Here is a 25680-nt window from a genome sequence, read left to right as displayed (position 1 = left end):
AGTACATTAATTATTATAATAAATATAGAATCAAGACAAAATTAAAAGGCATGTCTCCTGAACAATTCAGGAAACATACCTTGAAATCAGCCTAAATCCAAAAGTTCAACTTTTGGGTAGCACGTCAAAACGAGAGGCTTATTTTTCTGAGCTGATGCTGATTACCAGCCGCGTTCCGCCATGCGTTCTTCCAGTGACATACTGTGGACGTCGAGCCCTGTCATCGCACTTCCGAGTTCTTTCGACAGTTCTCCGATTAATTTATAATCAGTGTAGTTCTCGGTCGCTTTGACGATTGCTTTTGCGAATTTTTCCGGGTTCTCGGACTTGAAAATACCGGAGCCTACGAAGACACCGTCTGCACCGAGTTCCATCATTAGTGCGGCATCCTGAGGTGTCGCGACACCACCTGCTGCAAAGTTTGTTACAGGCAGTTTACCTTCAGCTTTAATCTGTTTCAACACATCGTAAGGTGCGCCTAAGTCTTTCGCCGCAGTCATTAATTCATCATCACTCATTACAGAAATCTGTTTGACCTGCTGATTGACTAAACGGATATGACGAACTGCTTCAACAATGTTTCCCGTTCCAGGCTCGCCTTTTGTCCGCAGCATTGATGCGCCTTCACCGATACGTCTTGCTGCTTCTCCGAGATCCTTGCAGCCGCAGACAAAGGGGGCTTTATAATCATCTTTTTTCAGATGGTATTCCTCATCTGCAGGTGTGAGTACTTCCGACTCATCTATGTAATCGATTCCCATCGATTCAAGCACGCGTGCTTCTACAATATGTCCAATACGGCATTTAGCCATGACCGGTATTGATACTGCCTTAATTACCTCTTCGATAATTGTCGGATCACATGCGCGTGCGACTCCCCCTTCTGCACGAATATCCGAAGGTACACGCTCCAATGCCATAACTGCAACCGCACCTGCTGCTTCTGCGATTTTCGCCTGCTCTGCGTTAACAACATCCATTATAACGCCGCCTTTTAACTCTTCTGCCAATCCCATATTTATCCCTCTTTCTTCTTAATTTAATATAAGTTTAGAATACAATGTGATATTCTATAAGTGTCAGAATACATAAAAAGTTAGGGGTCAGTTTATGTTTATTAATCTCGATAAAGAAAATACTGTACCGTTATATGAACAGCTGTATCAGGATATTAAGAAGAAAATTTTAAATGAACATCTTGCCAGTGATGTGAAATTGCCGAGTAAACGCCAGCTGAGCGAAGATTTATCAGTGAGTATGACTACGGTTGAACGTGCCTATAATCTGCTGGTTGATGAGAATATGATTTATACAAAGAAAAAGAGCGGTCACTATGTGATGCCGACAGAAACTCTTCAAACGCAGGATAAAATACTGTCCGCTATTAAAATGCCGGAGAAATCGGAATCTGTCCTGCCTTTAGGAGAAGTGGATACGTCCATCGTACAGAATGATGTGATTAAACAGCTGAGTGCAGCTGTGTTTGCAGATATATCATTGTTGAACAGCGGGAGTAAAAGCGGTGAAGCAGCTTTAAAAGAAGCTGTACGTGAGTATTTGTATGTAAATCGCGGTGTGCAGTGCAGAACGGAACAGATTTTTATCGGTCCTTCGACAGAACATCTGCTTGAGCAGGTACTTTATCTTTTGGGTTACCCGAAAATCACGCTGGAAGATCCCGGATACCCGACAGTAAAGAATGTACTCGAAAGGCTGAACATACCTTACGACACAGCACCGGTGGAACGGGACGGGATTAATGTTGAGAAGGTTAAAGAGCTGAATAACAAGCTGACGCATATTACTCCGTCACACCAGTTTCCAAGCGGCGCGGTGATGTCTTTAAATAAGCGGATTAAACTGCTGAATGCAGTAAGTGAACGAGACAGTTATTTAATAGAAGATGATTATGACAGTGAATTCCGTTATACGGGACGCCCGCTGTCTTCACTGCAGGGGCTGGATCAAAATGACCGGACGATATATATGAATACATTTTCGAAATCAATATACCCCTCTTTAAGAATAGCAGTGATGATACTGCCGCCGGAACTGGCGGAAAAATATTATAAGAGCGGATTGTCATGCAATGTGTCGAGGCAGATGCAGCATATTGTCGCGCGCTTTATCAGCGGAGGATATCTAGTCAGGCACATAAACCGGGTCCGTAAATTCTATGGGGAAAAAATGAGGAGGATCGTTTTAGAACTAAAAAAACATCATCCTGAAGTTGAAGTCAGCGGAGAACACACCGGCATGCACTTTGTTCTCAGGCTGCCTGGTGCAGACCTTCGTAATGAGGCGGAAAAACATAAAATTACCTGCATGTCTGCCTATTCATCAGCTGAAAACTTTAACGACAGGGTGCTGGTGGGAATAGGCGGAAAAAGCACAGAGGAGATTGTTGAGATTCTGGATGAATTTCTGGGAGAAGATTAAATACGGGAGTCTGGGATAGACATGAAACTCTGTCATGCCAATCCCAACTCCTGAAACTCTAGCTTTTTTAATAAAAGATAGAAACCCCCGGTGCTCTACCAGGGGTCTGTTCAAAAATATTATTTCACCGTCGATGTTACCTGATGCACCCAGCCGTACTTGTCTTCAAGTTCACATGTCTGGATACCTGTCAGCTTGTCGTACAGTTTCTGTGTCACTTCACCAATTTCATTGCCGTTAATTCTGTAATCCGTGCCGTGAATATTCATAATGCCGACAGGAGCGATTACAGCTGCCGTACCTGCACCGAATACCTCAGTGACAGAGCCATCTTTGATCCCTTCTTCAATATCTTTAATATGAATGCGTTCTTCATTTACTGTATAGTCCATACCTCTTGCGAGTTCAATCAGTGATTTTCTAGTAATACCCGGTAAAATTGAACCATTCAATTCAGGGGTAACCAGTTCGCCGTTTCTGACAAAGAATATATTCATGCTGCCGACTTCTTCAACATATTCCTGATGTACACCGTCGAGCCATAATACCTGTTCGTAGCCAAGATCAGCAGCTTTTTGCTGAGCGTGAAGGCTCGCAGCGTAGTTACCGCCGAATTTTACTTCACCCACACCGCCGCGTACTGCACGTACATAGCTGTCTTCAACGAAAATACTCGTCGGGTTCAGCTGGGCACCGTAATAACCTGCTACAGGTGAAAGCACAATCAGCATCTTATAATTTTTAGCCGGACGCACACCGAGATAAGGTTCATTAGCGAATACAAACGGGCGGACATATAATGCCTGGCCTTCGCCGTCCGGCACCCAGTCGTGTTCCAGTTTCAGAAGTTCAGTTAAGGCACGAAGTGCAAATTCTTCATCGATTTTCGGCATCGACAGACGTTCAAGCGAACGGTTTAGCCTTTTAAAGTTTTCCGCGGGTCTGAACAAAGTTACGTCACCATCTACATTATATGCTTTCAGTCCCTCAAATACGGTTTGTCCGTAATGAAGTGCCTGTGCGCTTGGTGATACTTCGATAGGTGCGTACGGAATAATAGACGCATCATGCCAGCCGAGTTCAGCTGAATAGTCCATTGAAAACATATGGTCTGTAAAGTAACTGCCGAAAGGAATACCCGCCACTTCAGGTTTTTCTTTTAAGGTACGTGCTTTAGTTATTTGAAGTTGCTGTGTCATATATTGGGTCCCCCTATATCATCTCTATGGAATTTGAAAATTGTTATCATTGTATCAGCTGGAGATGTAAAAGGCAATATATTATCAGATAATTTTGAATTAATGTTAAATTTATAATTCATACTAAAGTAATATGTAATTTTCGGCAGATAAGATGTAGAATGAGTGTATACATGAAAAATTAATTTATCAGCAGAGGATAGGAGAATTTATTATGACTAAAAATATATTCGATAAAGTTCAATTATCATCCGGACAAACATTTGAAAATCGCCTGGTTATGGCACCGATGACGACTCAATGTTCATTTCATGACGGTTCGGTTACTGATGAATTGATTCAATATTACTCCCGCCGTGCCGGAGGGCCGGCAGCAGTAATCGTGGAAAGCACTTTTATCGACAATTACGGGCGAGCATTCGAAGGGGCGCTCGGCGCTGATTCAGACGATAAAATCCCCGGCTTGAAGAAACTCGCAGAAGGCATTAAAAGCAAAGGATCGAAAGCGATTATTCAGCTGTATCATGCAGGACGCATGGGCACACCGGAATTAAACATGGGACGCCAGCCGATTTCAGCGAGCAGTATCGCAGCGCTGAGAGATAATGCTGTAGAGCCGAGAACACTGGAAATTGAAGAAATCGAAGAGGTTATTCAACTGTTTGCAGATGCTGCACGCCGTGCAATCGAAGCGGGATTCGACGGTGTTGAACTGCACGGGGCAAATACATACCTGCTGCAGCAATTTTACTCGCCGCATTCAAACAGACGCGAGGATGAGTGGGGCGGCACGAGGGAAAACAGACTTCGTTTCCCGAGACGTGTCATAGAGAAAGTACGTGCTGCAGCGGATGAACTGAATAAACCGGACTTTATTATCGGCTACCGTTTCTCTCCGGAAGAACTGGAAGAACCGGGCATTAACTTTGAAGATACGATGTATCTCCTGAATCACCTGGCAGATTATTCGATTGATTATTTCCACTTCAGTATTAATAACTGGCAGCGGACATCGATTATCGATACGGAAGATGAACAGCTGCTTTTAGAAAAATATCTGGATAAGGCGGGCGACAAACTTAAAGAAATTCCGATAATGGGGGCCGGGGGTATAAAATCTGCTGAAGATGCAGAGGAAGCAATCGGCAGCGGTTTTGATTTAATGAGCGTCGGCAAAGCGCATTTAATCAATCCTGATTTTGTTAATCAGTTAAAAAATAATGAATTGCCGAATACATTTTTAATTGATGGCGATGATGAGAAATTAATGATTCCAGCACCGCTGTGGAATATACTCGGTTTTTTAAAAGAGAATAAAAAATAATATTAAAGAGTAATATTATCTGATTATTTGCAAACCTTTGTATGGAATTTACAAAGGTTTGTTTTTATTTTACCCCGAGTGTAGTAAACTCTTTTTATAAGCCGGCGTGAAAAGGCTTACTTATTAAAAAAAGGGGTGTCAGCTTTTGGAAAATGAAAGAAAGAAAAAAGGAATAGGTCAGTCCTTTTTGGATGCTATTGAGAAGCTGGGTAATAAACTCCCGGATCCTATAGTGTTATTCATGATGATTGCCGGTTTAATACTCGTCGCTTCATGGATTGCCGGTATGCTCGGCGTATCGGTTGAGAACCCGGCTGACGGGGAAACGATTGAAGCTGTAAACTTATTATCCGGCGACGGCATAGCAATGATACTTACCGAAGCGATAAACAACTTTGGAGCATTCCCGCCGCTTGCAATGGTGCTGGTCGTTATGATTGGTATCGGTATCGCAGAAAAAACAGGATATTTTGAAGCGTTAATGAAACGCTCTTTAGAAATCACACCGACATTTTTAATTATTCCAATGGTGATTTTCGTAGGGATTATCAGTAATGTTGCAGGTGATGCCGGTCCGGTAATTCTTCCGCCGATTGCGGCGATGATCTTTATCCGTCTCGGATTAAATCCGATCGGCGGTATATTTATGGCATATGCAGCGACAAACGGTGCATTTGCTGCAAACTTCATACTCGGTATGACAGATGCGCTGGCAGTGGCATTCACTGAACCTGCGGCCCAGCTCGTCAATCCGGATTATACAGGAAACATAGCAATGAACTACTATTTCATTGCGGTATCAGCAATATTCCTTATGGTAATCATTTACTTTGTTGCGAAGAAAATTTCGATTCCGCGCCTCGGCAAATACGACGGACCATCTGTGGATGAGGAGCCTCTATCCAAAAAAGAGAAAACATCCTTAATGTGGGCGAATATATCTGCCCTTGTTGTTCTTGTTATTATTGCAGTTGCCACACTGCTGCCTGACGGTATTTTAAGAAATGCTGAAACAGGTTCAATACTCCAGGAATCACCGCTGATGGATTCAGCAGTATTTCTGATTACGATATTGTTCTTTGTGCCGGGTCTCGTATTCGGGATGCTTATGAAAAATATTGACGGCACCAAAGGTTTTGCAAAAATGCTCGGAGATTCTATGGGAACAATGGGACAGTACATAGTACTCGTGTTCTTTGCAGCACAGATGCTCGCCTACTTCGACTGGAGTAATCTCGGGCCGATTCTCGCTGTAGGCGGTTCAGACCTGCTCGAGACGATTAATCTGACAGGTATTCCGCTGTTTATCGGTTTTATTCTTGTCGTAGCCCTAATAAACCTGCTGATTGGTTCAGCGAGTGCCAAATGGGCGATCCTTGCACCGGTTTTCATTCCGATGTTTATGTTCCTGGGATATGATCCGGCATTTACGCAGATGCTTTACAGAATCGGTGACTCGGTAACGAATCCGATTGCACCGATGATGCCGTTCCTGCCGCTGATTATTATGTATGCGCAGCGTTACCAGAAAGATATTAAACTCGGTACTGTAATCGCGAACCTGCTGCCGTATTCAATTGCGCTTTTGATTGCCTGGTCAATCTTCATTATTATCTGGTTCCTGATCGGTCTGCCTGTCGGTCCGAACGGTCCAATCTATTTACCGGAATAAATTAGTGAAATACTATATTTAAATTGTTTGAAGACTTCGACAACTAAAGAAGGCTTATGATTATAAAACAGGGAGATGAACAGTTTTATGCTAGATGATGCAATTAAACAAGTTGAACCGAAAGTGATTGAGTGGCGCCGGGCTATGCATCAGCATCCGGAACTCTCATTTGAAGAGTACTGGACGAGCGATTATATCGAAAAAGCTCTACAGGAAATGAATGGTATTGAAATCAGCCGTCCGACTGAAACGAGTGTGCTCGGGATTATTAAAGGAGACCATCCGGGACGTAAGGTTGGACTCAGAGGAGATATCGACGCATTGCCGATTCAGGAAGACCGTGATGATTTGGATTTTGTATCTGAAATAGACGGCAAGATGCATGCGTGCGGACACGATTCTCATGCGGCCATGCTCCTTGGTGCTGCAAAAGTGCTCGCGGATAATAAGGATAAAATTCACGGGGAAATTTATCTTATATTCCAGCATGCAGAAGAATTGCCGCCGGGCGGTGCGCGCGAAATGGTGGCGACAGGTCTTTTTGATGATCTAGATGTAGTGTTTGCGCAGCATATTATGACGTCTAAACCGCTCGGTGAAATTCATATTAAATCTGGTGCTGTAACAGCGAACTCGGATCAGTTTGAACTGACAATCAACGGCCAGGGCGGTCATGCTTCCCAGCCGGAAAGTTCAGTTGACCCGCTTCTTCTCGGTTCGCGTATCGTGACACAGGTACAGGACATTGTATCCCGCATCGCCGGACCGCTTGATAACTTAGTAATATCTGTTACAAACTTTAATGCGGGAACGGGCGCTAAAAACGTTATTCCGCACACTGCTGAAATCAGCGGCAGTGTCCGTTCAGCAAGTGCTGAAATCAGAGAACTTGCACATGAAAAAATTGAAGCGGTTGTGAAAGCGAATTGTGAGATTTACGGTGCGACCTACGATTTAAATTATAAATACGGATACAGTGCAGTAATGAACGATGAAGCTGAAACAGCACGTGTCAGAACGACATTAAATGAAGTATTTGGTGGAGACAGAGTAATCGAACAGGAAATGATGATGGGCGGGGAAGATTTCGGTGCCTTTACCGAGAACCTGCCGGGGGTATATATTCTGCTCGGTACTTATAATGAAGCGAAAGATTATGTTTATCCGCATCACCATCCTAAATTTGCAATTGATGAAGATGCATTTATCGACGGTGTCCGCGCGCATGTCAACGTTGCGCTCGGTCTCGGACAGTAAAATATAAAAATTGCCGGTCATCGCGACCGGCAATTTTTATATTTGACATATACCCCCTAAGGGTATATTATAAAGATAATGAAATATTGAAAAGAGAGAGGTGCAAATGATGGAAGAAGTAAAACATATGTCCCGCCCTCGGCCGGATGATGAGAAACAGAAAATATTAAACCGGCTGAAGCGTGTTGAAGGACAGGTCCGGGGTATTCAGACAATGGTGGAAGAAGACCGTTACTGTGTCGATATTCTTGTGCAGATCAGCGCCATCCAGAGCGCTTTAAAAAATACAGGTCTTACAATAACAGAACGTCATATGAAACATTGTGTCACCGACGCGATAAATTCGGGTGACGGCGATGATTCAATCGAAGAGTTAATGGCTGTACTGAAACAATTTTCAAAATAAGAGAAAGGAGGAAGTGTTATGGCAGAAAAAGAACATATTAATTTAAATATCAGCGGCATGACATGTGCCGCCTGTTCAAACAGAATCGAAAAAGTATTGAATAAAATGGACGGCGTCGATGCAAATGTAAATCTGACAACGGAAAAGGCAAGTGTCGATTACAGCAAAGACAAAACGTCGGTTGAAGATATCACTAAACGCATTGAAGACATTGGCTACGGCGTATTGTATGAAAAAAGCGAGTTGGATATTACAGGCATGACGTGTGCTGCATGTTCGAGCAGAATCGAAAAAGTGCTGAATAAAACAGACGGTGTAAAAGCGGCAACGGTTAATCTGACAACTGAAAATGCGACGGTTGAATATAATCCGGGTGTTACTGATGAACGCGCAATTATCGATCGTATCAGCAAGCTCGGCTACAGTGCGGAACCGAAAAAATCAGCAGAAGATAAAGTTTCGCATAAGGATTCAGAGCTTAAAAAAATGAAGTGGAAAGTGATTGTTGCTGCGATTTTATCACTGCCGTTATTAGTTACCATGCTCGATCACCTGTTTGGTATGAGCTTGCCGGCGATATTTATGAACCCCTGGTTCCAGCTGGCTTTTGCTACTCCCGTCCAGTTTATACTGGGCTGGCAGTTCTATGTCGGGGCTTATAAAAACTTAAAAAACTTTACGGCGAATATGGACGTACTCGTCGTTATGGGGACAACTGCCGCCTTCGGTTTCAGTTTATACCAGACATATTTATGGATGACAGGCGCAGTCGAACATCCACACCTGTACTTTGAAGCCAGCGCCATTATAATTACGCTGATTTTATTCGGTAAATATCTGGAAACAAGAGCGAAATCCCAGACGACCGGCGCGATTTCAAAACTGCTCGATATGCAGGCAAAAGAAGCGCGTGTTGTACGTGATGGAAAAGAACTTATGATTCCTGTGGAAGATGTAAAAGTCGATGAAGTGCTCATCGTTAAACCCGGTGAGAAATTCCCGCTTGACGGTGAACTTATCCACGGGCGTACATCAGTCGACGAATCGATGCTGACCGGCGAATCTATTCCGGTGGAAAAAGAAACCGGCGATTCGGTTATCGGAGCAACGATGAATCAGAACGGTACAGTGAATATAAAAGTAACGAAAACAGGAAAAGATACAGCTCTTGCGGGTATTATTAAAGTTGTTGAAGAGGCGCAGGGAAATAAGGCGCCGATTCAGCGGATGGCGGATATTATTTCAGGCTATTTCGTGCCGATAGTCATTGTCATTGCTATTGTGACATTTATCGTGTGGTATTTCTTTGCTTCACCGGGCAATGTCGAACCTGCGCTCGTAGCCGCAATATCCGTGCTGGTTATTGCTTGTCCGTGTGCTCTTGGGCTTGCAACACCGACATCAATTATGGTCGGTACAGGTAAAGGTGCCGAAAACGGTATTCTGTACAAAGGCGGCGAACATCTGGAAAAAACACATAAAGTTGATGTCATTGTACTTGATAAAACCGGCACAATTACGAATGGTACACCTGAAGTGACCGATTTTTCAGGTGATAATGATACACTGCACCTTCTTGCGAGCGCAGAAAGAGGGTCGGAACACCCTCTGGCATCGGCAATTACCGCTTATGCAGCTGAGAAAAATATCGAACTGTCAGAAGCTGAAGAATTTTCTGCTATACCCGGTCACGGTATTGAAGCAGTTATTGAAGGCAGAAAAGTTCTTGTCGGTACCCGTAAATTGATGACCGGGGAAAATATTGATATTTCTGCGGCAGAAGAAGACATGCAGCAGTTTGAATACGAAGGCAAGACAGCAATGATGGTTGCTGTCGACGGCAAACTTGCCGGCACTGTTGCAGTGCTCGATACGGTAAAAGCAACAGCGAAACAGGCGGTCAGCGAACTGCACGATCAGGGGCTTGAAGTAATCATGCTGACCGGGGACAATATCAGAACCGCGGAAGCAATTGCACGCGAAGTGAACATCGATCAGGTTATCGCGGAAGTGCTCCCGGAAGAGAAAGCTGATAAAATCCGGGAAATTCAAAAGACGGGCAAAGTTACCGCTATGGTCGGTGACGGTGTAAATGATGCGCCGGCACTTGCCCTCGCAGATATCGGGATCGCAATGGGAACAGGAACAGAAGTTGCGATTGAAGCGGCGGATCTGACAATTTTAGGTGAAGATCTGACGCTGATTCCAAGAGCTATTAATTTGAGCCGCAAAACAATTAAAAATATTAAACAGAACTTATTCTGGGCATTTGCCTATAATACGCTCGGCATCCCGATTGCAGCACTCGGATTTTTAGCACCCTGGGTTGCAGGTGCTGCAATGGCATTCAGTTCTGTCAGTGTGGTAGCCAACGCTTTACGTTTAAAACGTGTTAAAATATAGGTATATAAGAATATAAATTAAATTATAGATGGAGGATGAATATTATGGCTAAAACAGTAATTGAAGTAGAAGGCATGACTTGCGGTCACTGCAAATCATCAGTAGAAGGTGCACTGCACAATCTGGAAGGTGTATCGACGGCGGAGGTCAGTCTGGAAGATAACAATGTCACTGTGGAATACAATGATACGGTGGTCGACCGCGGGAAAATGACGGAAGCGATTGAAGATCAGGGGTACGATGTACAATAATATAAAAGAAGGGGAACCGGCCGAATGTGAAGCGGCCGGTTCTTTGTTTGTGTAAATTTAAATAAGATAATGATAGAATAACTTATAAGATTATTAAGTATAAGGAGGACATCGCACTTGATATTTGTGATTATATTTTTACTGTTTATGTCGCTGTTCTTTTCTGGCAGTGAAACTGCATTAACTGCAGTGAATAAAATAAAATTACAGTCGAAAGCAGCCGGCGGGGATCAGAGAGCCCAAAAGCTGTATAATCTGGTGAGTAAACCGAGCCAGTTTATAACAACCATACTGATTGGTAATAATATCGCTAACTTAATTGCGCCTGTGCTGGTAACAGCAATGGCAATTGATTACGGCTGGAGCGTCACGATTGCGTCAGTTGTGCTCACGGTGTCAATTATTGTATTTGCAGAGGTTATTCCAAAATCGATTGCTGCGGCATTTCCTGAACGTGTGTCGTATCTGGTCAGACCGGTAATCGCCTTTTTAAATGTTGTCTTTTATCCATTAACTTTCATCTTAAACGCAATGACCGATTTGATTACACGCTTTCTGTCAAAAGGCTCGCAGCCGTCCTGGACAGTTTCTCGGGAAGAAATTGTTAATCTTGTGCAGATTGCGGATACGGAAGGTGCTATCCAAGGTGTAGAATCGCAGCGGCTCAAAGGTATTTTAGATTTCAGGGATTTGAATGTCAAAGATGTTATGACAACACCGCGTACGGAAATGGTTGCCGTGCATATCAGCGACAGCTATGAATCGGTGCGGGACAGAATTATCGATGAGATGCATACGAGATATCCGGTATACGATGAGGATCTCGATAACATTGTCGGTGTTTTCCATTCGAAATATCTGCTGCAGTGGTCACTTAATCCAGACCAGCCGCTGATGAACTTTTGTGACAGCGAACCGCTGACAGTAAGAGAGTTCCAGAATATCGAGGATGTGTTGCGCCGCATGAGCAAGCAGCGCCGTCATCTAGCTATCGTTCTCGATGAGTACGGCGGTACAGAAGGCGTCTTGACCCACGAAGATATAATTGAAACGATGCTTGGTTTTGAAATTGAAGACGAGACTGATCTTAAAAACGACTCGGTTGTCCGTGCCTTTAGCGAAAACAAAATTCTCTGCGATGGAAAAATTACGCTTCATCGTCTGAATCAACTTTTTGATACGGATATCCCTGAGGAAGAAGATACTTTATCCGGCTTTCTGCTGTCGGTCTTCGAAGAAGTACCGGCGGTTAATGATATTACGCATCTCGGCAATCTTGAATTTAAAATAATAGAGATGGAAGAGCGTATGATCCGGCTCGTAAAAATTACAAAATTAGATGCCGGACTGATGCAGGGAGAATGAGACGTGAAAAATGAAAATATTAAGTAAAATAAAACTGAGTCAGTTAATTTTCGGCTTTATAATTGCCTCGGCCCGTTTTCTATGGACTGAAGATAAACATATTGTCACGACATATTATAAGTACAGTTCAAAAAAAATTCCAAAAAGTTTTGACGGTTATAAGATTGTCCAGGTATCCGACTTTCACAATGCTTATTTTGGGCGGCGTTCGAAACATCTGCTTAAAGCTGTTAAAGAGGCTAATCCCGATATAATCGTTATTACGGGTGATGTTGTAGACCGCCGGACTCCGTACTTAAAACGCGCAGCGGTTTTAATCGAAAAAATTACTCAAATACAAAAGACATTTTATGTAACAGGGAATCATGAAGCCCACTACAGACATTTTAATAAGCTGTATGATGTAATCGGCAAATCCCGAGTTCGTAATATTACGAAGCGCAGCGCAGAACTTGAACGGGATGGTGAGAAAATTAATATTGCCGGCATTAATGATGTCTGGTTTTTTGGGGACGAGACAAACCCGAAAACGTACCGGGATTTTAAAAATGAACTTGCAGCTAAAGCTCGGGAGCTGCCTCACGATTTTACAATACTGCTTGCGCACCGGCCGGAACTGCTGCCGGTGTACAGTGCAAATGATGTTGACCTTGTGTTTTGCGGTCATGCGCACGGCGGTCAGATCCGCCTGCCTGTAGTTAAAGGGCTGTATGCACCGCATCAGGGTGTGAATCCGAAATATACAGAAGGCATGCACGAGCAAAACGGTACAACGATGGTGGTGAGCCGAGGTCTCGGCAACAGCCGTTTCCCATTCAGAGTATTTAACCATCCGGAAGTTGTCGCAGTTGAATTGAGGTCTGAAGCATGAATGAATTAATATCATATATTTTAGTCGTAACAGTGCTGACGGTAATGCCGGGCGCAGATTCAATGATTGTAATGAAAAACACACTGGTATATCAAAAATCGGCAGGGCGTATGACGGTGTTTGGAATATTAGCGGGACACTTTTTGTGGATTGTAGTATCGATTCTCGGGCTTGCCGTTATTATTACGAATTCCCCGCTCTTGTTTAATATTGTTAAGTATATGGGAGCCGCGTATTTAATTTACATCGGTGTGAAAAGCTTTATGGCGAAAACACTTGTATCAGCATCATCACTGGATAATGCTGAAGATGAAGAAACAAAATCGAACGGTCTCCGTTCATCTTATATGAACGGTTTTATAAGCAATATACTGAATCCCAAAGTACTCATATTTTATATTACAATTCTGCCCCAATTCGTTGTGCAGAATTCAGAAGTAACCGAGGTTTTTCAATTAATAATTTTAGCCGGTATTATGCTGGTTATTTCGATGAGCTGGTTTCTGCTCGTCGTTGAAACTGTCAATTATATGAAGCGCTGGCTGCACAAACCGGGCTTTCAGAGTATGCTCGGCAAAGGTGCGGGAATCATCATTATTCTATTTGGAATCCGGACAGCCTTGTCCTAGAGAAACTCGTCCATATCAAAAAAGCACTGCCGTCTAAATTCAGGCGGCAGTGCTTTTTGCATATTAATTTAAGAGTTACAGTCGTTTAAATACCGGGTCAGCAGCTGGGTGTATAAATCGATGAAGGTCAGATAAGTATCCTTATCAACATATTCATCAACCTGGTGGGCCTGGCCGGTTTTTCCGGGTCCGTACATAACAAAGGAGAAATTTTCGTCTTTATCTTTCATTAAATAGGAAGCATCTGTCGTTGCGGTTGAAGATGTTAAAGGTAAATCTCTGTTGAAGTACTGGTCTCCAAGTGACTTAGCGAGTTTGATAAATTCATTGTCGCCGGCAGTATATACCGGGTCACGGTTTACATAAGGATTAACGGTGATATCTCCTTTACTTTCTTTTTCGACTTTATCTTTTACGCTGTTAAACAGCGCTTCGAATTTTTTATTATCGAAAGAAGGAATGGTCCGCATGTTAAATAAGGATTCCGCATATTCTGGAATGGAGTTTACCTGGTCACCGCCGCTGACGACTGTTGAATTCATCGTAGGTGTGCCAAGCAAGTCATCTTTCTCATTAACTTTAGCGTATTCGGCGTTTAAATAATGTATAAAGTCTACCAGCGGATTAATGGCGTTAAATCCTAATTCCGGCATTGAACTGTGCGCAGATTTACCTTTTGAAGCAACCTGTATATCCATAGTGCCTTTATGTGTATAAACGATACCATCCTCGGAAGGTTCAGCGATAAGCAGGGCATCTGCATCGTCCATGTAGCCTCTCTCATGGAGTAAAGCAGCGCCATTACTTGTTACTTCTTCGCCGGCAGTCGCCATAAACCGGATGGTACCCTGTTTGAGAGTCCCGGATGTTTTGATTTCAATTAAACTGATTGCTAAAGCTGCAAGACCGGATTTCATATCAGCAGAGCCGCGGCCGTGCAATCGCCCCTGGTTATCTTCTGTCAGCTTAAATGGATCGTAATTCCAAAGAGCAGTGTTACCGGTTGTGACGACATCCATATGTCCTGAAACTGCGACGACAGGTTTGCCGCTCCCGATTTCTGCAATTAAATTAGCACGGCTGGCTTCACCGTTTAATTTAAGGACTTCCGAGTCTATATCATATTTTTTAAATAACTTTTGAAAGTATTGTGCCACATCAAGCTCTTTCTCATTTACTGATTGTATTTCAATAATGTCAGATAATATTTTTACACGTTCTTCATTTGATAGAACTGCCATAATGAACACTCCCTTTTTAATATAAAAAGAAATACCTTATACTTTACCACTTCATTTAATTTTCAAAACATTGAAGAGATGCCTCCAAAATCAAAAAAACACTTCCACCGCAAATGTATTCGGCGAAAGTGTTTTTTTATTATTTAAAGATGAATACTTTAGTTATGCATAATCATATCGAGTGTATCGTCTTCTGTAATTGTTTCTGTTTTAACTAAGTACTGTTCCATTTTGCCGAAATCAACTTCTGCTCCGATGCCGGGCTTCTCGCTGACTTTAACAACACCATTCTCTGCGACAACTTCCGGTGTAATGATATCTTCAAACCAGTATCTTGAAGAAGAGGCTGTATCGCCCGGCAGAGTGAAATTGCTTAACGTTGTAATTGCCACGTTGTGCAGACGACCCACACCGGCTTCCAGCATGCCGCCGCACCATAATGGAATGTTATGCTTTTCTGCAAGGTCATGAATTTTTATCGACTGGGTAATACCTCCGACACGGCCGACCTTAACATTGATGATTTCACAGCTGCCGAGCTCAATTGCTGCAGCAGCAGATTCATATGAATCGATACTTTCATCGAGACAGACAGGTGTTTTAATTTGTTTCTGAAGTTTCGCGTGATCGATTATATCACCTGCCATTAAAGGCTGTTCAATCATCATCAGATTAAACTCATCCAGAGCTTTCAGAATATCGATATCATCCAGCGTATATGCCGAGTTTGCATCGACCATCAGCGGAATCTCCGGATAAACCTCGCGGATTTTGCGGACCATTTCAACATCGCGGCCGGGTTTGATTTTAACTTTAATGCGTTTATAACCTTCTTCAACTTTTTCGCCGATACGTTCAAGGAGCAGTTCGTCAGTATCTTCGAGACCAAGTGATACCCCGACATCGACTTCTTTTTTAGTCCCGCCCATAGCTTCGGCTAAAGTGATGCCTTTTTTCTTAGCATACAAATCCCAGACAGCACCTTCAATTGAAGCTTTTGCCATATTGTTACGTTTGAACGGTTTATAAATTTCCCATACTTCGTCAGGATGTGAAATTTCTTTATTAATAACGAGCGGACCGAAATACTTCTTCAAAGCGATGAGTGTCGCATCCATGAATTCCTCGGAATAAAGCGGGTCTTCACCGGAAACACATTCGCCAAAACCGCTCAGACCGTCTTCGTCAATTGCTTCCACAATAGTAACAAAGCGCTTCTGCTGTGTACCAAATGATGTTGTGAACGGGTTTTTCATAGTCATTAAGAGCTGGTGCAGTTTAATTTCTTTGATCTTCATTTTATAGCCTCCGTAAATTTTATACCGGTCCCCAGTTAATTGCTACGAGGACGATTAAATATATTATACCTAAAACATACCATATACCTACAAGCGGAAGCGCAAATTTCAGCCATTTTGTAAAAGGAATGCCCGCGATAGCGAGATTAGCCATCAATACACCGGACAGCGGTGTAATAATATTTGTGAATCCGTCACCCATAGAGTAGGCCTGGACAGCAATTTGCCGCGGGAATTCCATCAAGTCAGCAATCGGACCCATAATCGGCATAACAATTGCCGCCTGGCCGCTGCCGGATGACACCAGAAGGTTAAATAATCCGTTGCCGATAAACATAAGAACAGCACCTGTCGTACTCGAAAATGGATCGATTAAAGAAGCCATTCCGTTTACGACAGTATCCAGAATCATACCGTCTTCGAGTACAACTACTATGGAACGTGCCATACCGATAATCAAAGCACCGTATAATACTGAATTAGCACCTTTTATAAATTCCTGAATAGACTGATTGACACCGATTCGCGCAATAATCGTCGTCACAACCATAATAATTATAAAGACAGCGGCCATCTCAGTTAAGCTCCATGCTTCACCAAATGCACCAAACACACCTGCAACATATACAGTTATACCAAGTAATAGAGTGAGAAGAACCAGAATATGTGTCGTTGTCATTTCAGTTTTCCCAAGTTCTGTATCTCCATTGTCCTTTGGAAATGGTTCGCTGCCGAGAATACCGGCGTGCTGGTTCTTTTTAATCCGTCTCGAATACCAGATAACGTATATCATAGTGACAAGCAGTGTAATGATGAACATCACAGTACGTTCGGGTGCACCTGAAAAAAGAGGAACTCCTGCTATCTGCTGGGCAAAGCCGGTTGTCAGAGGATCGAGAATGGACATTGCAAAACCGGTATAAGCGCCTATGTATATAATTGAAACTCCGATAATAGCATCCATCTTCATAGATTTAGCTAGTATAATGCCTAGAGGAATAAAGGCGATTACTGCATTAACGACAATACCAAGGGTGCCGAAAACAGCGAAAATCAGCATAATCACTGCAATAAGAAGCCATTCCTTATTCTTAGTAATACTGATAACTTTCGACATCATCGCATCCATGGCTCCGGTCTTTTCAATTACACCAAAGACTCCGCCTATAATTAAGACGAGAAATATTAAATCCGAGGTGCTGGTTAAACCTGTAACTATAGAAGAGAAGATATCCATAATCCCCGCTGGATTTGAGTCGATAGTTTCATAAGTGCCCGGGACGATCGTATCTGGTCCGCTTTCTGAAGGTTCAGTTTCAAACTGACCCGCAGGAATAAGATAAGTAGCAATTGATGCGATAATTAAAAAGATAAACATTATCCCGTAAGCATCCGGGAATTGAAATTTCCTTTTCTTTTCCGGTTTATTTTTTTCGTGAGTCATCTAATCCCCCTAGGATTTCAAATATTCATACAATTCAAAGTATGATATATTAAACAGTATAATAAAATCAAAAGTTTTGAAAGAGGGATTTCATGATCGGTACAAAAATATCTGAAATATTCAATCACGTGCATACAAATGCGGAACTGAGCAATGAAGAGTATAAAACGACGGATTACATATATGAATTTTTAAAAACTGAAGGGTTTGAGCCTGTTAAATTTAAAAACATCACGGGTCTGTACTGTGATGTCGGAAACTGGAGCGGGGATTATCCGCTGATAGGTATCCGTGCGGATATCGATGCATTGTATCAGGAAGTAAACGGCAAGCTTCAGGCGAATCATTCGTGCGGCCACGATTCGCATATTGCCATGGTTATCGGTGCAATGCTTAGGATAAAAGATCACGAAGCTTTAAAAACACGCGGTGTCCGTTTTGTCTTCCAGCCTGCTGAAGAAGTGGGGACGGGTGCACTTGATGTATTAAAAGAGGGTGTCATTGAACCTCTTGATTATATGTTCGGCATTCATCTGCGTCCGATTGAAGAAGCAGCGGACGGGTATTTATCGCCGAGTATAGAACATGGTTCTGCAGGCTCATTTGAGTTTAAAATTGTCGGCAACGATGCCCATGGTGCCCGCCCGCATTTAAACGACAATGCGATTGAAGTCGGTGCGGATATCGTCAATATGCTGTCAAAAATTCATATTAATCCGATGGTGCCTTCTAGCGCGAAAATGACGAAATTCATGGCAGGGTCGAAATCGCTGAATATTATTCCGGGTTCTGCGGAGTGCGGCATTGATGTCCGGGCACAGACAAACGAAGCGATGAAGGAACTGAAAGCCGGTGTGCGTAATATTTTAAGCAGCATCGAAGAACTCTACGATGTGAAAATCGAAGATCTTGAAGAGTCGAGCATCGTTGCAAGTGAAAGTAATGAAGATGCGATTGCAGTATTCCGCTCGGCGATTATCGATACAGTGGGTGAAGAAAAGCTGCTGGAACCGATTGTTACGAGCGGCGGGGATGATTTCCATAATTACACGGTCCAGTATCCAGAACTGAAAGGTGCTATGCTCGGGCTAGGCTGTGATTTGACTCCGGGACTGCATCATCCGTATATGACCTTCAACCGTGACCGGATGGAAACGGGAGCAGATGTTCTCTTTCAGACAATTTTAAATGTGCCTGCTGAATAAAAATATGTTTAAACTCTTGAGCTAAGTGGAATAATACTGGTGTAAACAATATCGAAATTCTTGAAGGAGGATTTTATATATGTCAGCACCAAAAGATCCGAGAAATGAATTTTACACAGGTAATTATGATAAACAAAAACAGCCGTATCCCGGCGTTCAAAAAGAAATGGAACAAATTCCCGATTGCGGAGAAGAAACCTATAAAGGCACCGGACGTTTATCCGGCAGAAAAGCACTCGTAACAGGCGGCGATTCAGGTATCGGCCGCGGCGCAGCAATTGCGTTCGCCAAAGAAGGCGCGGATGTTGCAATTAACTATATGGAAGACGAACAGGCGGATGCCGAAGAAGTTAAAAAAGTCATCGAGGATGCGGGGCAGAAAGCTTATTTATTCCCGGGTGATTTACGTGATGAAAAATTTGCAAGACAGCTGATTCACGATGCAGCTGAATCGCTCGGCGGTCTGGATGCGCTTGTACTGAATGCTTCTATGCAGCAGGCAGTGGAAAAATTTGCAGATTATACAGCAGAACACCTTGAAACGACTTATAAAATTAATGTGGTCGCACCTGTACTGCAAATGCAGGAAGCGGAAAAAGTAATGCCTGAAGGTTCAAGCATTATTATTACGACTTCAATTCAGTCATTCTCGCCGTCAGCTCATATTGCTGATTATGCAATGACTAAAGCGGCACAGACGAACTTGATTAAATCACAGGCCCAGCACTTTATGGATAAAGGCATCCGTTTAAATGGTGTTGCACCAGGTCCAATCTGGACACCGATTCAAATCTCAGGTGGTCAGCTCCAAGAAGCGCTGCCTGAATTCGGACAGGATTCTTACCTTGGACGTGCCGGCCAGCCGGTGGAACTCGCAGCCACTTACGTACACCTTGCAAGTTCGGAATCAAGCTATACGACAGGACAGGTATACGGTGTAACAGGCGGACAGCCGATTAACTAATATAAGAAAAAAACCAAAACCTTAATCAAGGTTTTGGTTTTTTTGTGCTGTACGTATTTTGTGATGTGAGAGCGGGGCTCGTTGGTTAAGTAAACACTTTAGCCGGCCAAAGAAGAAAGCTCACTGACTGAGTAAACGATTTAGCCGGCCAAAGAAGAAAGCTCACTGGCTGAGTAAACAGTTTAGCCGGTCAAAGAAGAAAGCTCATTGTCTGAGTAAACAGTTTAGTCGGTCAAAGAAAATAGCACACGAATTCAGCAAGCATACTCTCTTTAAACAGCAGAACCCCGACCTTATGAAAAGTCCGGGGTTCTATTATTTAAATATCCCTGTTTAAATTCGGGTCGTTTGGATGCGAAGGGCGCGAGTGGTCATTATAATTATGTCCGGTACTTCCTGTTAAATCGTCTTCTCCATAAAGGCCGGTGCCGTCAAATTCATCTTTTAATTTTCGGCTGTAGAGGAAGAGAATAACAATGGCAGCAATCCCTGCAGTTACAACGTTCAAGAGCGCCAGCAGCACGCCGATGACCGGCTGCTTTACATATGCTGTAAAGATTCCGATGAATGCAATGGATTCCATCAGTAAGTACGTAATAACGAGGTCGCCGATTGAGAGCCCCATCATATACAGTACAAGTCCGGCAATCGCAAATGCGAGACCGATATGTTTCGGATCAAATGACCCTTTCTTTAAAATATTGCCGTCATAGCCTTGCCCGCCGATATAAAATGTTCCGAACGGGATGAAGGCGAGCCATGGCAGGTGATATGATTTAATTTCCGCCACTCTGAACAGGAAGTAACCCTGCAGCAGCCATTTCAGCAAGCCGATTATAAATATTACAAACAGTAAAAAAATCCCAAGCGCAGCTGCTCCGAAAAACAGTGCAATAAATTCCCAGCCCATATTCTCACATCCTTTATAAGTTATTTTCAGTATATCATTATCTCATCACAGACAAAATAAATAGGGGCTGGAAGACCAGCCCCTATTTATTTACCTGTGTGAATTGTATATTCTCCGATTCATCCGTTCCGCGTGACGGTAGGCATTAATAACACCGTACAGCCATACAATAGGAAAGGTAATGAATCCGATTAAAAGATACATAAGCAGACCGTTGATTGCCTGTATGATAATGAGCAGTATACCTTTAAATATCTGGCCGTTATATATCTGGCCGAGACCGGTAATGAAAAAGCTGAGAACAGCAGCTATTCCGGAATTTTTAATTCCTGGCATATGGTCAGCCTCTCTTTCTGTTTAATTTCGTATAGAACTTATACCCGTTTTTTCAAGCTTTGAAACGCGTTATCTGTCATCAAGACGGTCTTCGCGGGCCTTGCCGCCCGGCATTCTGAGCGGCCACCAGTTGCCGCGTTTCAATGTGACTATCATCGCCGGCACTAAGAGCGGCAGCACGACAAATGCATAGAACAGAAGTGCAAAAATAATAACGCTCGTTACCTGTACTAGTATCGCGATACCTGACGGATACAAGGCTGCGAATGTGCCTGTTAAAATAATTACCGCTGTAATAACGACAGTACCCATGCGGCGGATTGATGTTTCAATCGCATCGCGGATAGTACGGTATTTCACTTCTTCTCTGAAGCGGTCGATAATGAAAATAGAATAATCAATACCGAGAGCGACAAAAATAATTAAACTGAAGAACGGTACGGCCCAATTTAACTGATCAATACCGAACATTGACAGAATCCACTGGGATATCGTCATCGATGCAAAGTAAGTAATGAAAATCGAACCGATCATCATTACAGGCAGCACGAGTGATCTGAACAATACAGTCAGAATAATGAACAGCGTCACGATAAACAGAATGACAACATTTGTATAATCATCGCTCGTTACTGTATCGAGGTCTCTGTTCATGCTTGTCACACCAGAGAAATAAGCTTCTGTATCCGGACGGTCGAGGCGTGACAGCTCGCCGTGCACTGTTTCTTCAATATCATCTAGCACACCGATTGCTTCGTTGCTGTATGGATCCACTGCAAGAACGACGTTCATTTTAACAGCTTCGCCGTCAGCAAATGAGTATTGGTCGATGGCAGCTTCAAAATCGCTGTTTTCAAGCATTTCAGAAGGTATATTGATACCTGTCGCATCTACTGCTTCATTATTTTCAAACGAAGTCATTAAATCACTGATACCTGTTAAGCCTTCATTGATATCTTCAATACCCGATGACATTTCACCAAGACCCGCTGCGAGTTCTTCCATCTGTGCAGCAGCTTCTGCAGTCATCGTTTCCATTTGAGAATTTGCCTCTGAAACCCCTGCGGAAAGCTGATCCGCTCCCTGTGATAATTGCTGCAGCTGTTCAGCTGCTCCGGCTGTGTCTCCTGTTGCAGCAAGATACTGGCTGACACCGTCAATACCGTCGGAAATCTGATTGACGCCTGCTTCCAGTTCCGATAAATCGCCTCCGGCTGTGTCAGAGTCTGCCAGCTGTTCATTAATCTCGGACAAGCCAGCTGACATTTCAGTCAGTCCGTCCTGAATTTCAGCGAGTCCTGAATTTGCTTCACCAAGCTGGTATGACACGGTCAGTTCGTCCATCTTATCGCCTACCGGTCTCGTCAGCGTCTGCACTTCCGTCACACCGTCGAGATTGGACACGGCTTCGGCCGCTGATTCCAGACGGGATAAACCATCCTCTGTAACCAGATTTTCACCGTTTGTGAAGAGGACCTCCACAGGGAATGTTGAGCCTGCATCAAAACTGTCGCTGATTACATTAACTGCATGAACGGCAGAGTAGGAATCGTCAAGTTCGGATAATGAATCGTATTGAACATTATCATCGTAGAAATAAATTAAGGCAATAAGTACCGCAACGACTGAAAAAATAACGCGTGTAGGGTACTTAAGTGACAGCATGCCGAGCGGCGTCCAGATTTTACTTTCACCTGAACCCGACGTCTGTTTGCTCGGCCAGAAAATATATTTACCAAGCAGGGCCATCAGTGTCGGCAATACTGTAAATAGTGAGAGCAGCAGGGCGAGAATACCGATAGCTACGCCGACTGCCGAACGGTAAATTTCGAAGTTTGCAAAATAAAGAACACCAAACAGGATTGCTCCTGAAATCCCGCTGATAAATACTGTCTTACCGGCTGTTCTGAAAGTATTGATGACAGCTTCATGCTTATCGTGGTGCTCAAGTTCTTCTTTAAATCTGTTTAACAGCAGAATGACGTAATCCGTCCCGATACCGAATAATATTACGATAAGGAAACTCTGTGTCTGCGGGGACACCGGAAAATCAAACCACTGCACGAACCAGCCGACAAACGACTGACCGAGCAGATAGGCAATGCCCACTGCGATAAGCGGAACAAATGGCGTAACGACTGAACGGAACATCACAAGCAGTACGATAATGATAATCGCTACTGTAAATATTTCCGTCGTCCGGACACCTTCCATAGCATCTTCTTCAAGCGTGCGCTGAATCATCTCATTGGATGTTATTGAAATATCAGCGTCCGTGTTATTCAAACTTTCTATTTCATCGGCATTATTCAGAATCTCAGGTGCTTCACCTGTATATTCCAAAGGAATCATTATGACGCCGGAATCTTCATTGATGAAGTTTTCCTGCATATCCTCATTAAAAGTAAAAGGATTGATAACGTTATCCGTATAATCCAGACCTTCGAGTTCTTCTATATATGTTTCTATTTCTTCCTGATGTTCTGACGGCGCACTATCAAATTCAAGTACTGCCGACATCATTTCAATATCCTGATTGTGTTCCTCCAGGAACTGGCGGGCCTGTTCATTCGGCATATTATCAGGCAGCTGAACATCACCTTTCTCAGCAGCAAGCTGCGTTAAATTCGGTGAAATAATAAATGATACGACAGCAGCAATAATCATCAGCGCTGTAATCGGCCATTTAAAATTAAGCACGTGTTTCATCGTATAATCCTCCATCTATATTCATAATATTAACTATTGTGCGCGTTGCTTCCAGCAGCTTTTGTTTGTCTTTCTGGGGTATATCCTTCAGATGATCACCGATAACATACCGAATATGGCCGATGACTTCACCGAGCAGATTTTTTGCTTTTGGCGTGAGTGAAACCAGTTTCGAACGGTTATCGTTTGTCAGCTGATTTTTTTTCATATTGATTAGTTTTTTCGTGCTGAGTTTTCTGAGCGCGTGTGCAATGGAACTTTTATGTACGTTCAGCGCTGTGGAAAGTTCGGTGGGTGTGGCTTCATTATGAAGATAAAGATATTCAATAATGGCCATCTGTTCTTTCGATATATGCATTTTTCTGACCGATTCGGTTACTTCTGAAAATATATGAGCATAACCATAGCCGAAAATGACAGTCAGATTGTCGATTGTCTGGTCTTCTGCCGTCATTAAGAATGCCAGTCCTTTCTTTAATCTTATTTAACAAGCAGAAATAGTTTAACATGCACAACTAATTTCCGCAAAAGATAAAGTGTATTTTTTTATAACAAATGTATGTGTATAATCGAAGACGGGTATAAGTTTAAAAAAGGAGTGAAGTAAAGATATGTTTCAGTATGTTTCCTCATACAGAAGAAATGCCTCCGGCAATCATGGAAAAGTTATAGGTTTTACAATTTTACAGTCATTATTGTGTGTTGTGCTGCCATCGATTCTTATCTTCGGTGCAATGCTGCTGCCGCTGTTGCTGACGATGACAGATGTTAGAGGAGAAGCGGTCGGAGTTGCTACAGGACTGTGGATGCTCGTCATGTTCCTCGTGTATATTCTCGTCATGATTTTCGTGATCTATCCTATTTTTGTAGGGATATTAAGATACTTTGCGAGTGCCTACAAAGGAAAAGAATTCTCTTTTGGCGAAGCCTACAAAGTTTTTAAAAAAGGGAATTATTCCAAACTGATTAAAATTGCACTGCTCGTCTTTGTTTTATATTTTGTATTATCATTAATCATTGGTCTGATTGTTAATATTCTGATGACGGTTGTACTTATTCCGCTGATGCCGCTCGGCATGATGATGGAAGATCCAAATGCGGCGATGACCGGTGCATCAGTTGCCCTGATTATTACAGCGGTTGTGCTGATGTTTATCGTTACGATTATTGCGTACATTCCGTATATCATTCTGTACATTTACTTTGCGACAGTATTCATGGTATATATTGACGAACCTCATATTCCAACCGTGGATAAACTGAAAGTCGCCTGGGATATTGTCTTCCGTTCAGAAGCCAGCATGATCAAATTATTCTTCAGCAACCTGCTGCTGTACATTCTGGTGTTTGCTGTAATGTTTGTCATTATGATCGGACTCGGCTTAATCTCAGCATTTGTGACTAATTCTCCGGCAGTAATTTTAACGCTGTTTATCATCAGCGGTCTGCTGGCATTAATCGTTACCGTATGGATTTCATATCTGATTGTCGGTTCAATTGTGGCTTATTATTTTGCGGGCCGCGAATCTCTTGACCACATGAAAGACATAAGAGCACAGGAAGCTGCACCAGCTTATCAGCATGAAAATACAGATTTTGAGTAAGAATTTAAAGTTAAACCGCCGGATTTTGACGTGCTCCCCTTAAGTTGTACTTACTATTCAACTTAAGGGGAGTTTTTGTATGAAAAATAATAAACATAGTTTTGAATTTAAGTTAACAGTCGTAACAGATTATTTAAATGGCGAAGGTGGATT

Annotated in this window: 23 protein-coding genes; 14 read left to right on the top strand and 9 right to left on the bottom strand. The window is 42.9% G+C overall.

Annotated features, from left to right (window positions below; genetic code table 11):
• Positions 1-5 precede the first annotated feature (5 nt).
• Positions 6-95, top strand: coding sequence for an IS3 family transposase (locus IR135_RS11430; protein WP_416212699.1), 90 nt, complete (start codon positions 6-8; stop codon positions 93-95).
• Between the two features lie 66 nt (positions 96-161).
• On the opposite strand, the gene pdxS is transcribed toward IR135_RS11430, so the two are convergent.
• The gene (gene pdxS, locus IR135_RS11425; RefSeq protein ID WP_115885155.1) at positions 162-1016 is read right to left on the bottom strand and encodes a pyridoxal 5'-phosphate synthase lyase subunit PdxS; all 855 of its coding nucleotides are present in this window, start codon (positions 1014-1016) and stop codon (positions 162-164) included.
• Between the two features lie 94 nt (positions 1017-1110).
• On the opposite strand from pdxS, the gene IR135_RS11420 reads away from it, so the two are divergent.
• The gene (locus IR135_RS11420; RefSeq protein WP_135099487.1) at positions 1111-2439 is read left to right on the top strand and encodes a PLP-dependent aminotransferase family protein; all 1329 of its coding nucleotides are present in this window, start codon (positions 1111-1113) and stop codon (positions 2437-2439) included.
• Positions 2440-2558: 119 nt separating this feature from the next.
• On the opposite strand, the gene IR135_RS11415 is transcribed toward IR135_RS11420, so the two are convergent.
• Complete coding sequence (locus tag IR135_RS11415; RefSeq protein WP_135099485.1) at positions 2559-3638, bottom strand: branched-chain amino acid aminotransferase; 1080 nt, start codon at positions 3636-3638, stop codon at positions 2559-2561.
• Positions 3639-3852: 214 nt separating this feature from the next.
• Here IR135_RS11415 and IR135_RS11410 point away from each other — a divergent pair, with 214 nt between their 5' ends.
• The 9 genes from IR135_RS11410 (at position 3853) to IR135_RS11370 (ending at position 13816) form a co-directional block, all read left to right on the top strand.
• Entirely contained in the window at positions 3853-4962 is a 1110-nt protein-coding gene (locus tag IR135_RS11410) for an NADH-dependent flavin oxidoreductase (protein ID WP_135099483.1), read from the top strand.
• A 145-nt stretch (positions 4963-5107) separates the two neighbouring features.
• A complete protein-coding gene (locus tag IR135_RS11405; RefSeq protein ID WP_135099481.1) occupies positions 5108-6634 on the top strand; it encodes an AbgT family transporter in 1527 nt (508 codons plus the stop codon).
• Positions 6635-6721: 87 nt separating this feature from the next.
• Positions 6722-7891, top strand: a complete 1170-nt coding sequence (locus tag IR135_RS11400; protein WP_135099479.1) for a M20 metallopeptidase family protein — start codon at positions 6722-6724, stop codon at positions 7889-7891.
• A gap of 109 nt (positions 7892-8000) precedes the next feature.
• Positions 8001-8297, top strand: a complete 297-nt coding sequence (locus tag IR135_RS11395) for a metal-sensing transcriptional repressor (protein WP_115885149.1) — start codon at positions 8001-8003, stop codon at positions 8295-8297.
• Positions 8298-8315: 18 nt separating this feature from the next.
• Complete coding sequence (locus IR135_RS11390; protein WP_135099477.1) at positions 8316-10700, top strand: heavy metal translocating P-type ATPase; 2385 nt, start codon at positions 8316-8318, stop codon at positions 10698-10700.
• Between the two features lie 44 nt (positions 10701-10744).
• A complete protein-coding gene (gene copZ / locus IR135_RS11385) occupies positions 10745-10951 on the top strand; it encodes a copper chaperone CopZ (protein WP_135099475.1) in 207 nt (68 codons plus the stop codon).
• A 126-nt stretch (positions 10952-11077) separates the two neighbouring features.
• Positions 11078-12316 (top strand): hemolysin family protein, encoded by a 1239-nt coding sequence (locus IR135_RS11380; protein WP_318272372.1) that lies wholly within the window; start codon positions 11078-11080, stop codon positions 12314-12316.
• Positions 12317-12326: 10 nt separating this feature from the next.
• Positions 12327-13187, top strand: coding sequence for a metallophosphoesterase (locus IR135_RS11375; protein ID WP_228063511.1), 861 nt, complete (start codon positions 12327-12329; stop codon positions 13185-13187).
• Positions 13184-13816: a LysE family translocator gene (locus IR135_RS11370; protein WP_135099471.1), complete on the top strand. Its 633-nt coding sequence runs from the start codon at positions 13184-13186 to the stop codon at positions 13814-13816. Before IR135_RS11375 ends, IR135_RS11370 begins: the two co-directional genes overlap by 4 nt.
• Before the next feature lie 68 nt (positions 13817-13884).
• On the opposite strand, the gene IR135_RS11365 is transcribed toward IR135_RS11370, so the two are convergent.
• The 3 genes from IR135_RS11365 to IR135_RS11355 form a co-directional block, all read right to left on the bottom strand.
• Complete coding sequence (locus IR135_RS11365) at positions 13885-15057, bottom strand: ArgE/DapE family deacylase (RefSeq protein WP_135099469.1); 1173 nt, start codon at positions 15055-15057, stop codon at positions 13885-13887.
• A gap of 158 nt (positions 15058-15215) precedes the next feature.
• Positions 15216-16355 carry an o-succinylbenzoate synthase gene (gene menC, locus IR135_RS11360; RefSeq protein WP_135099467.1) on the bottom strand — a complete coding sequence of 380 codons (1140 nt, stop codon included), beginning with the start codon at positions 16353-16355 and terminating at the stop codon, positions 15216-15218.
• Positions 16356-16374: 19 nt separating this feature from the next.
• Entirely contained in the window at positions 16375-17799 is a 1425-nt protein-coding gene (locus IR135_RS11355) for a YfcC family protein (protein WP_135099465.1), read from the bottom strand.
• Positions 17800-17891: 92 nt separating this feature from the next.
• Here IR135_RS11355 and IR135_RS11350 point away from each other — a divergent pair, with 92 nt between their 5' ends.
• Complete coding sequence (locus IR135_RS11350) at positions 17892-19004, top strand: amidohydrolase (RefSeq protein ID WP_135099463.1); 1113 nt, start codon at positions 17892-17894, stop codon at positions 19002-19004.
• A 79-nt stretch (positions 19005-19083) separates the two neighbouring features.
• On the top strand, positions 19084-19968 hold the full coding sequence (locus IR135_RS11345) for an SDR family oxidoreductase (RefSeq protein ID WP_135099461.1): 885 nt from the start codon (positions 19084-19086) through the stop codon (positions 19966-19968).
• A 319-nt stretch (positions 19969-20287) separates the two neighbouring features.
• Here IR135_RS11345 and IR135_RS11340 read toward each other — a convergent pair whose 3' ends face one another.
• The 4 genes from IR135_RS11340 to IR135_RS11325 form a co-directional block, all read right to left on the bottom strand.
• Positions 20288-20878, bottom strand: coding sequence for a hypothetical protein (locus tag IR135_RS11340; RefSeq protein WP_135099459.1), 591 nt, complete (start codon positions 20876-20878; stop codon positions 20288-20290).
• A gap of 90 nt (positions 20879-20968) precedes the next feature.
• A complete protein-coding gene (locus IR135_RS11335; RefSeq protein WP_115885140.1) occupies positions 20969-21214 on the bottom strand; it encodes a hypothetical protein in 246 nt (81 codons plus the stop codon).
• A 69-nt stretch (positions 21215-21283) separates the two neighbouring features.
• A complete protein-coding gene (locus IR135_RS11330; RefSeq protein ID WP_135099457.1) occupies positions 21284-23923 on the bottom strand; it encodes an MMPL family transporter in 2640 nt (879 codons plus the stop codon).
• Positions 23907-24377: a MarR family winged helix-turn-helix transcriptional regulator gene (locus tag IR135_RS11325; RefSeq protein WP_135099455.1), complete on the bottom strand. Its 471-nt coding sequence runs from the start codon at positions 24375-24377 to the stop codon at positions 23907-23909. The genes IR135_RS11330 and IR135_RS11325 overlap by 17 nt, the downstream gene beginning before the upstream one ends.
• Before the next feature lie 157 nt (positions 24378-24534).
• On the opposite strand from IR135_RS11325, the gene IR135_RS11320 reads away from it, so the two are divergent.
• The gene (locus IR135_RS11320; RefSeq protein WP_135099453.1) at positions 24535-25527 is read left to right on the top strand and encodes a hypothetical protein; all 993 of its coding nucleotides are present in this window, start codon (positions 24535-24537) and stop codon (positions 25525-25527) included.
• The last annotated feature ends 153 nt before the right edge of the window (positions 25528-25680 follow it).

The sequence above is a fragment of the Jeotgalicoccus nanhaiensis genome (assembly GCF_015235105.1).
GTDB classification, from domain to species: domain Bacteria; phylum Bacillota; class Bacilli; order Staphylococcales; family Salinicoccaceae; genus Jeotgalicoccus; species Jeotgalicoccus nanhaiensis.
This window is presented reverse-complemented; position numbering and strand designations above follow the sequence as displayed.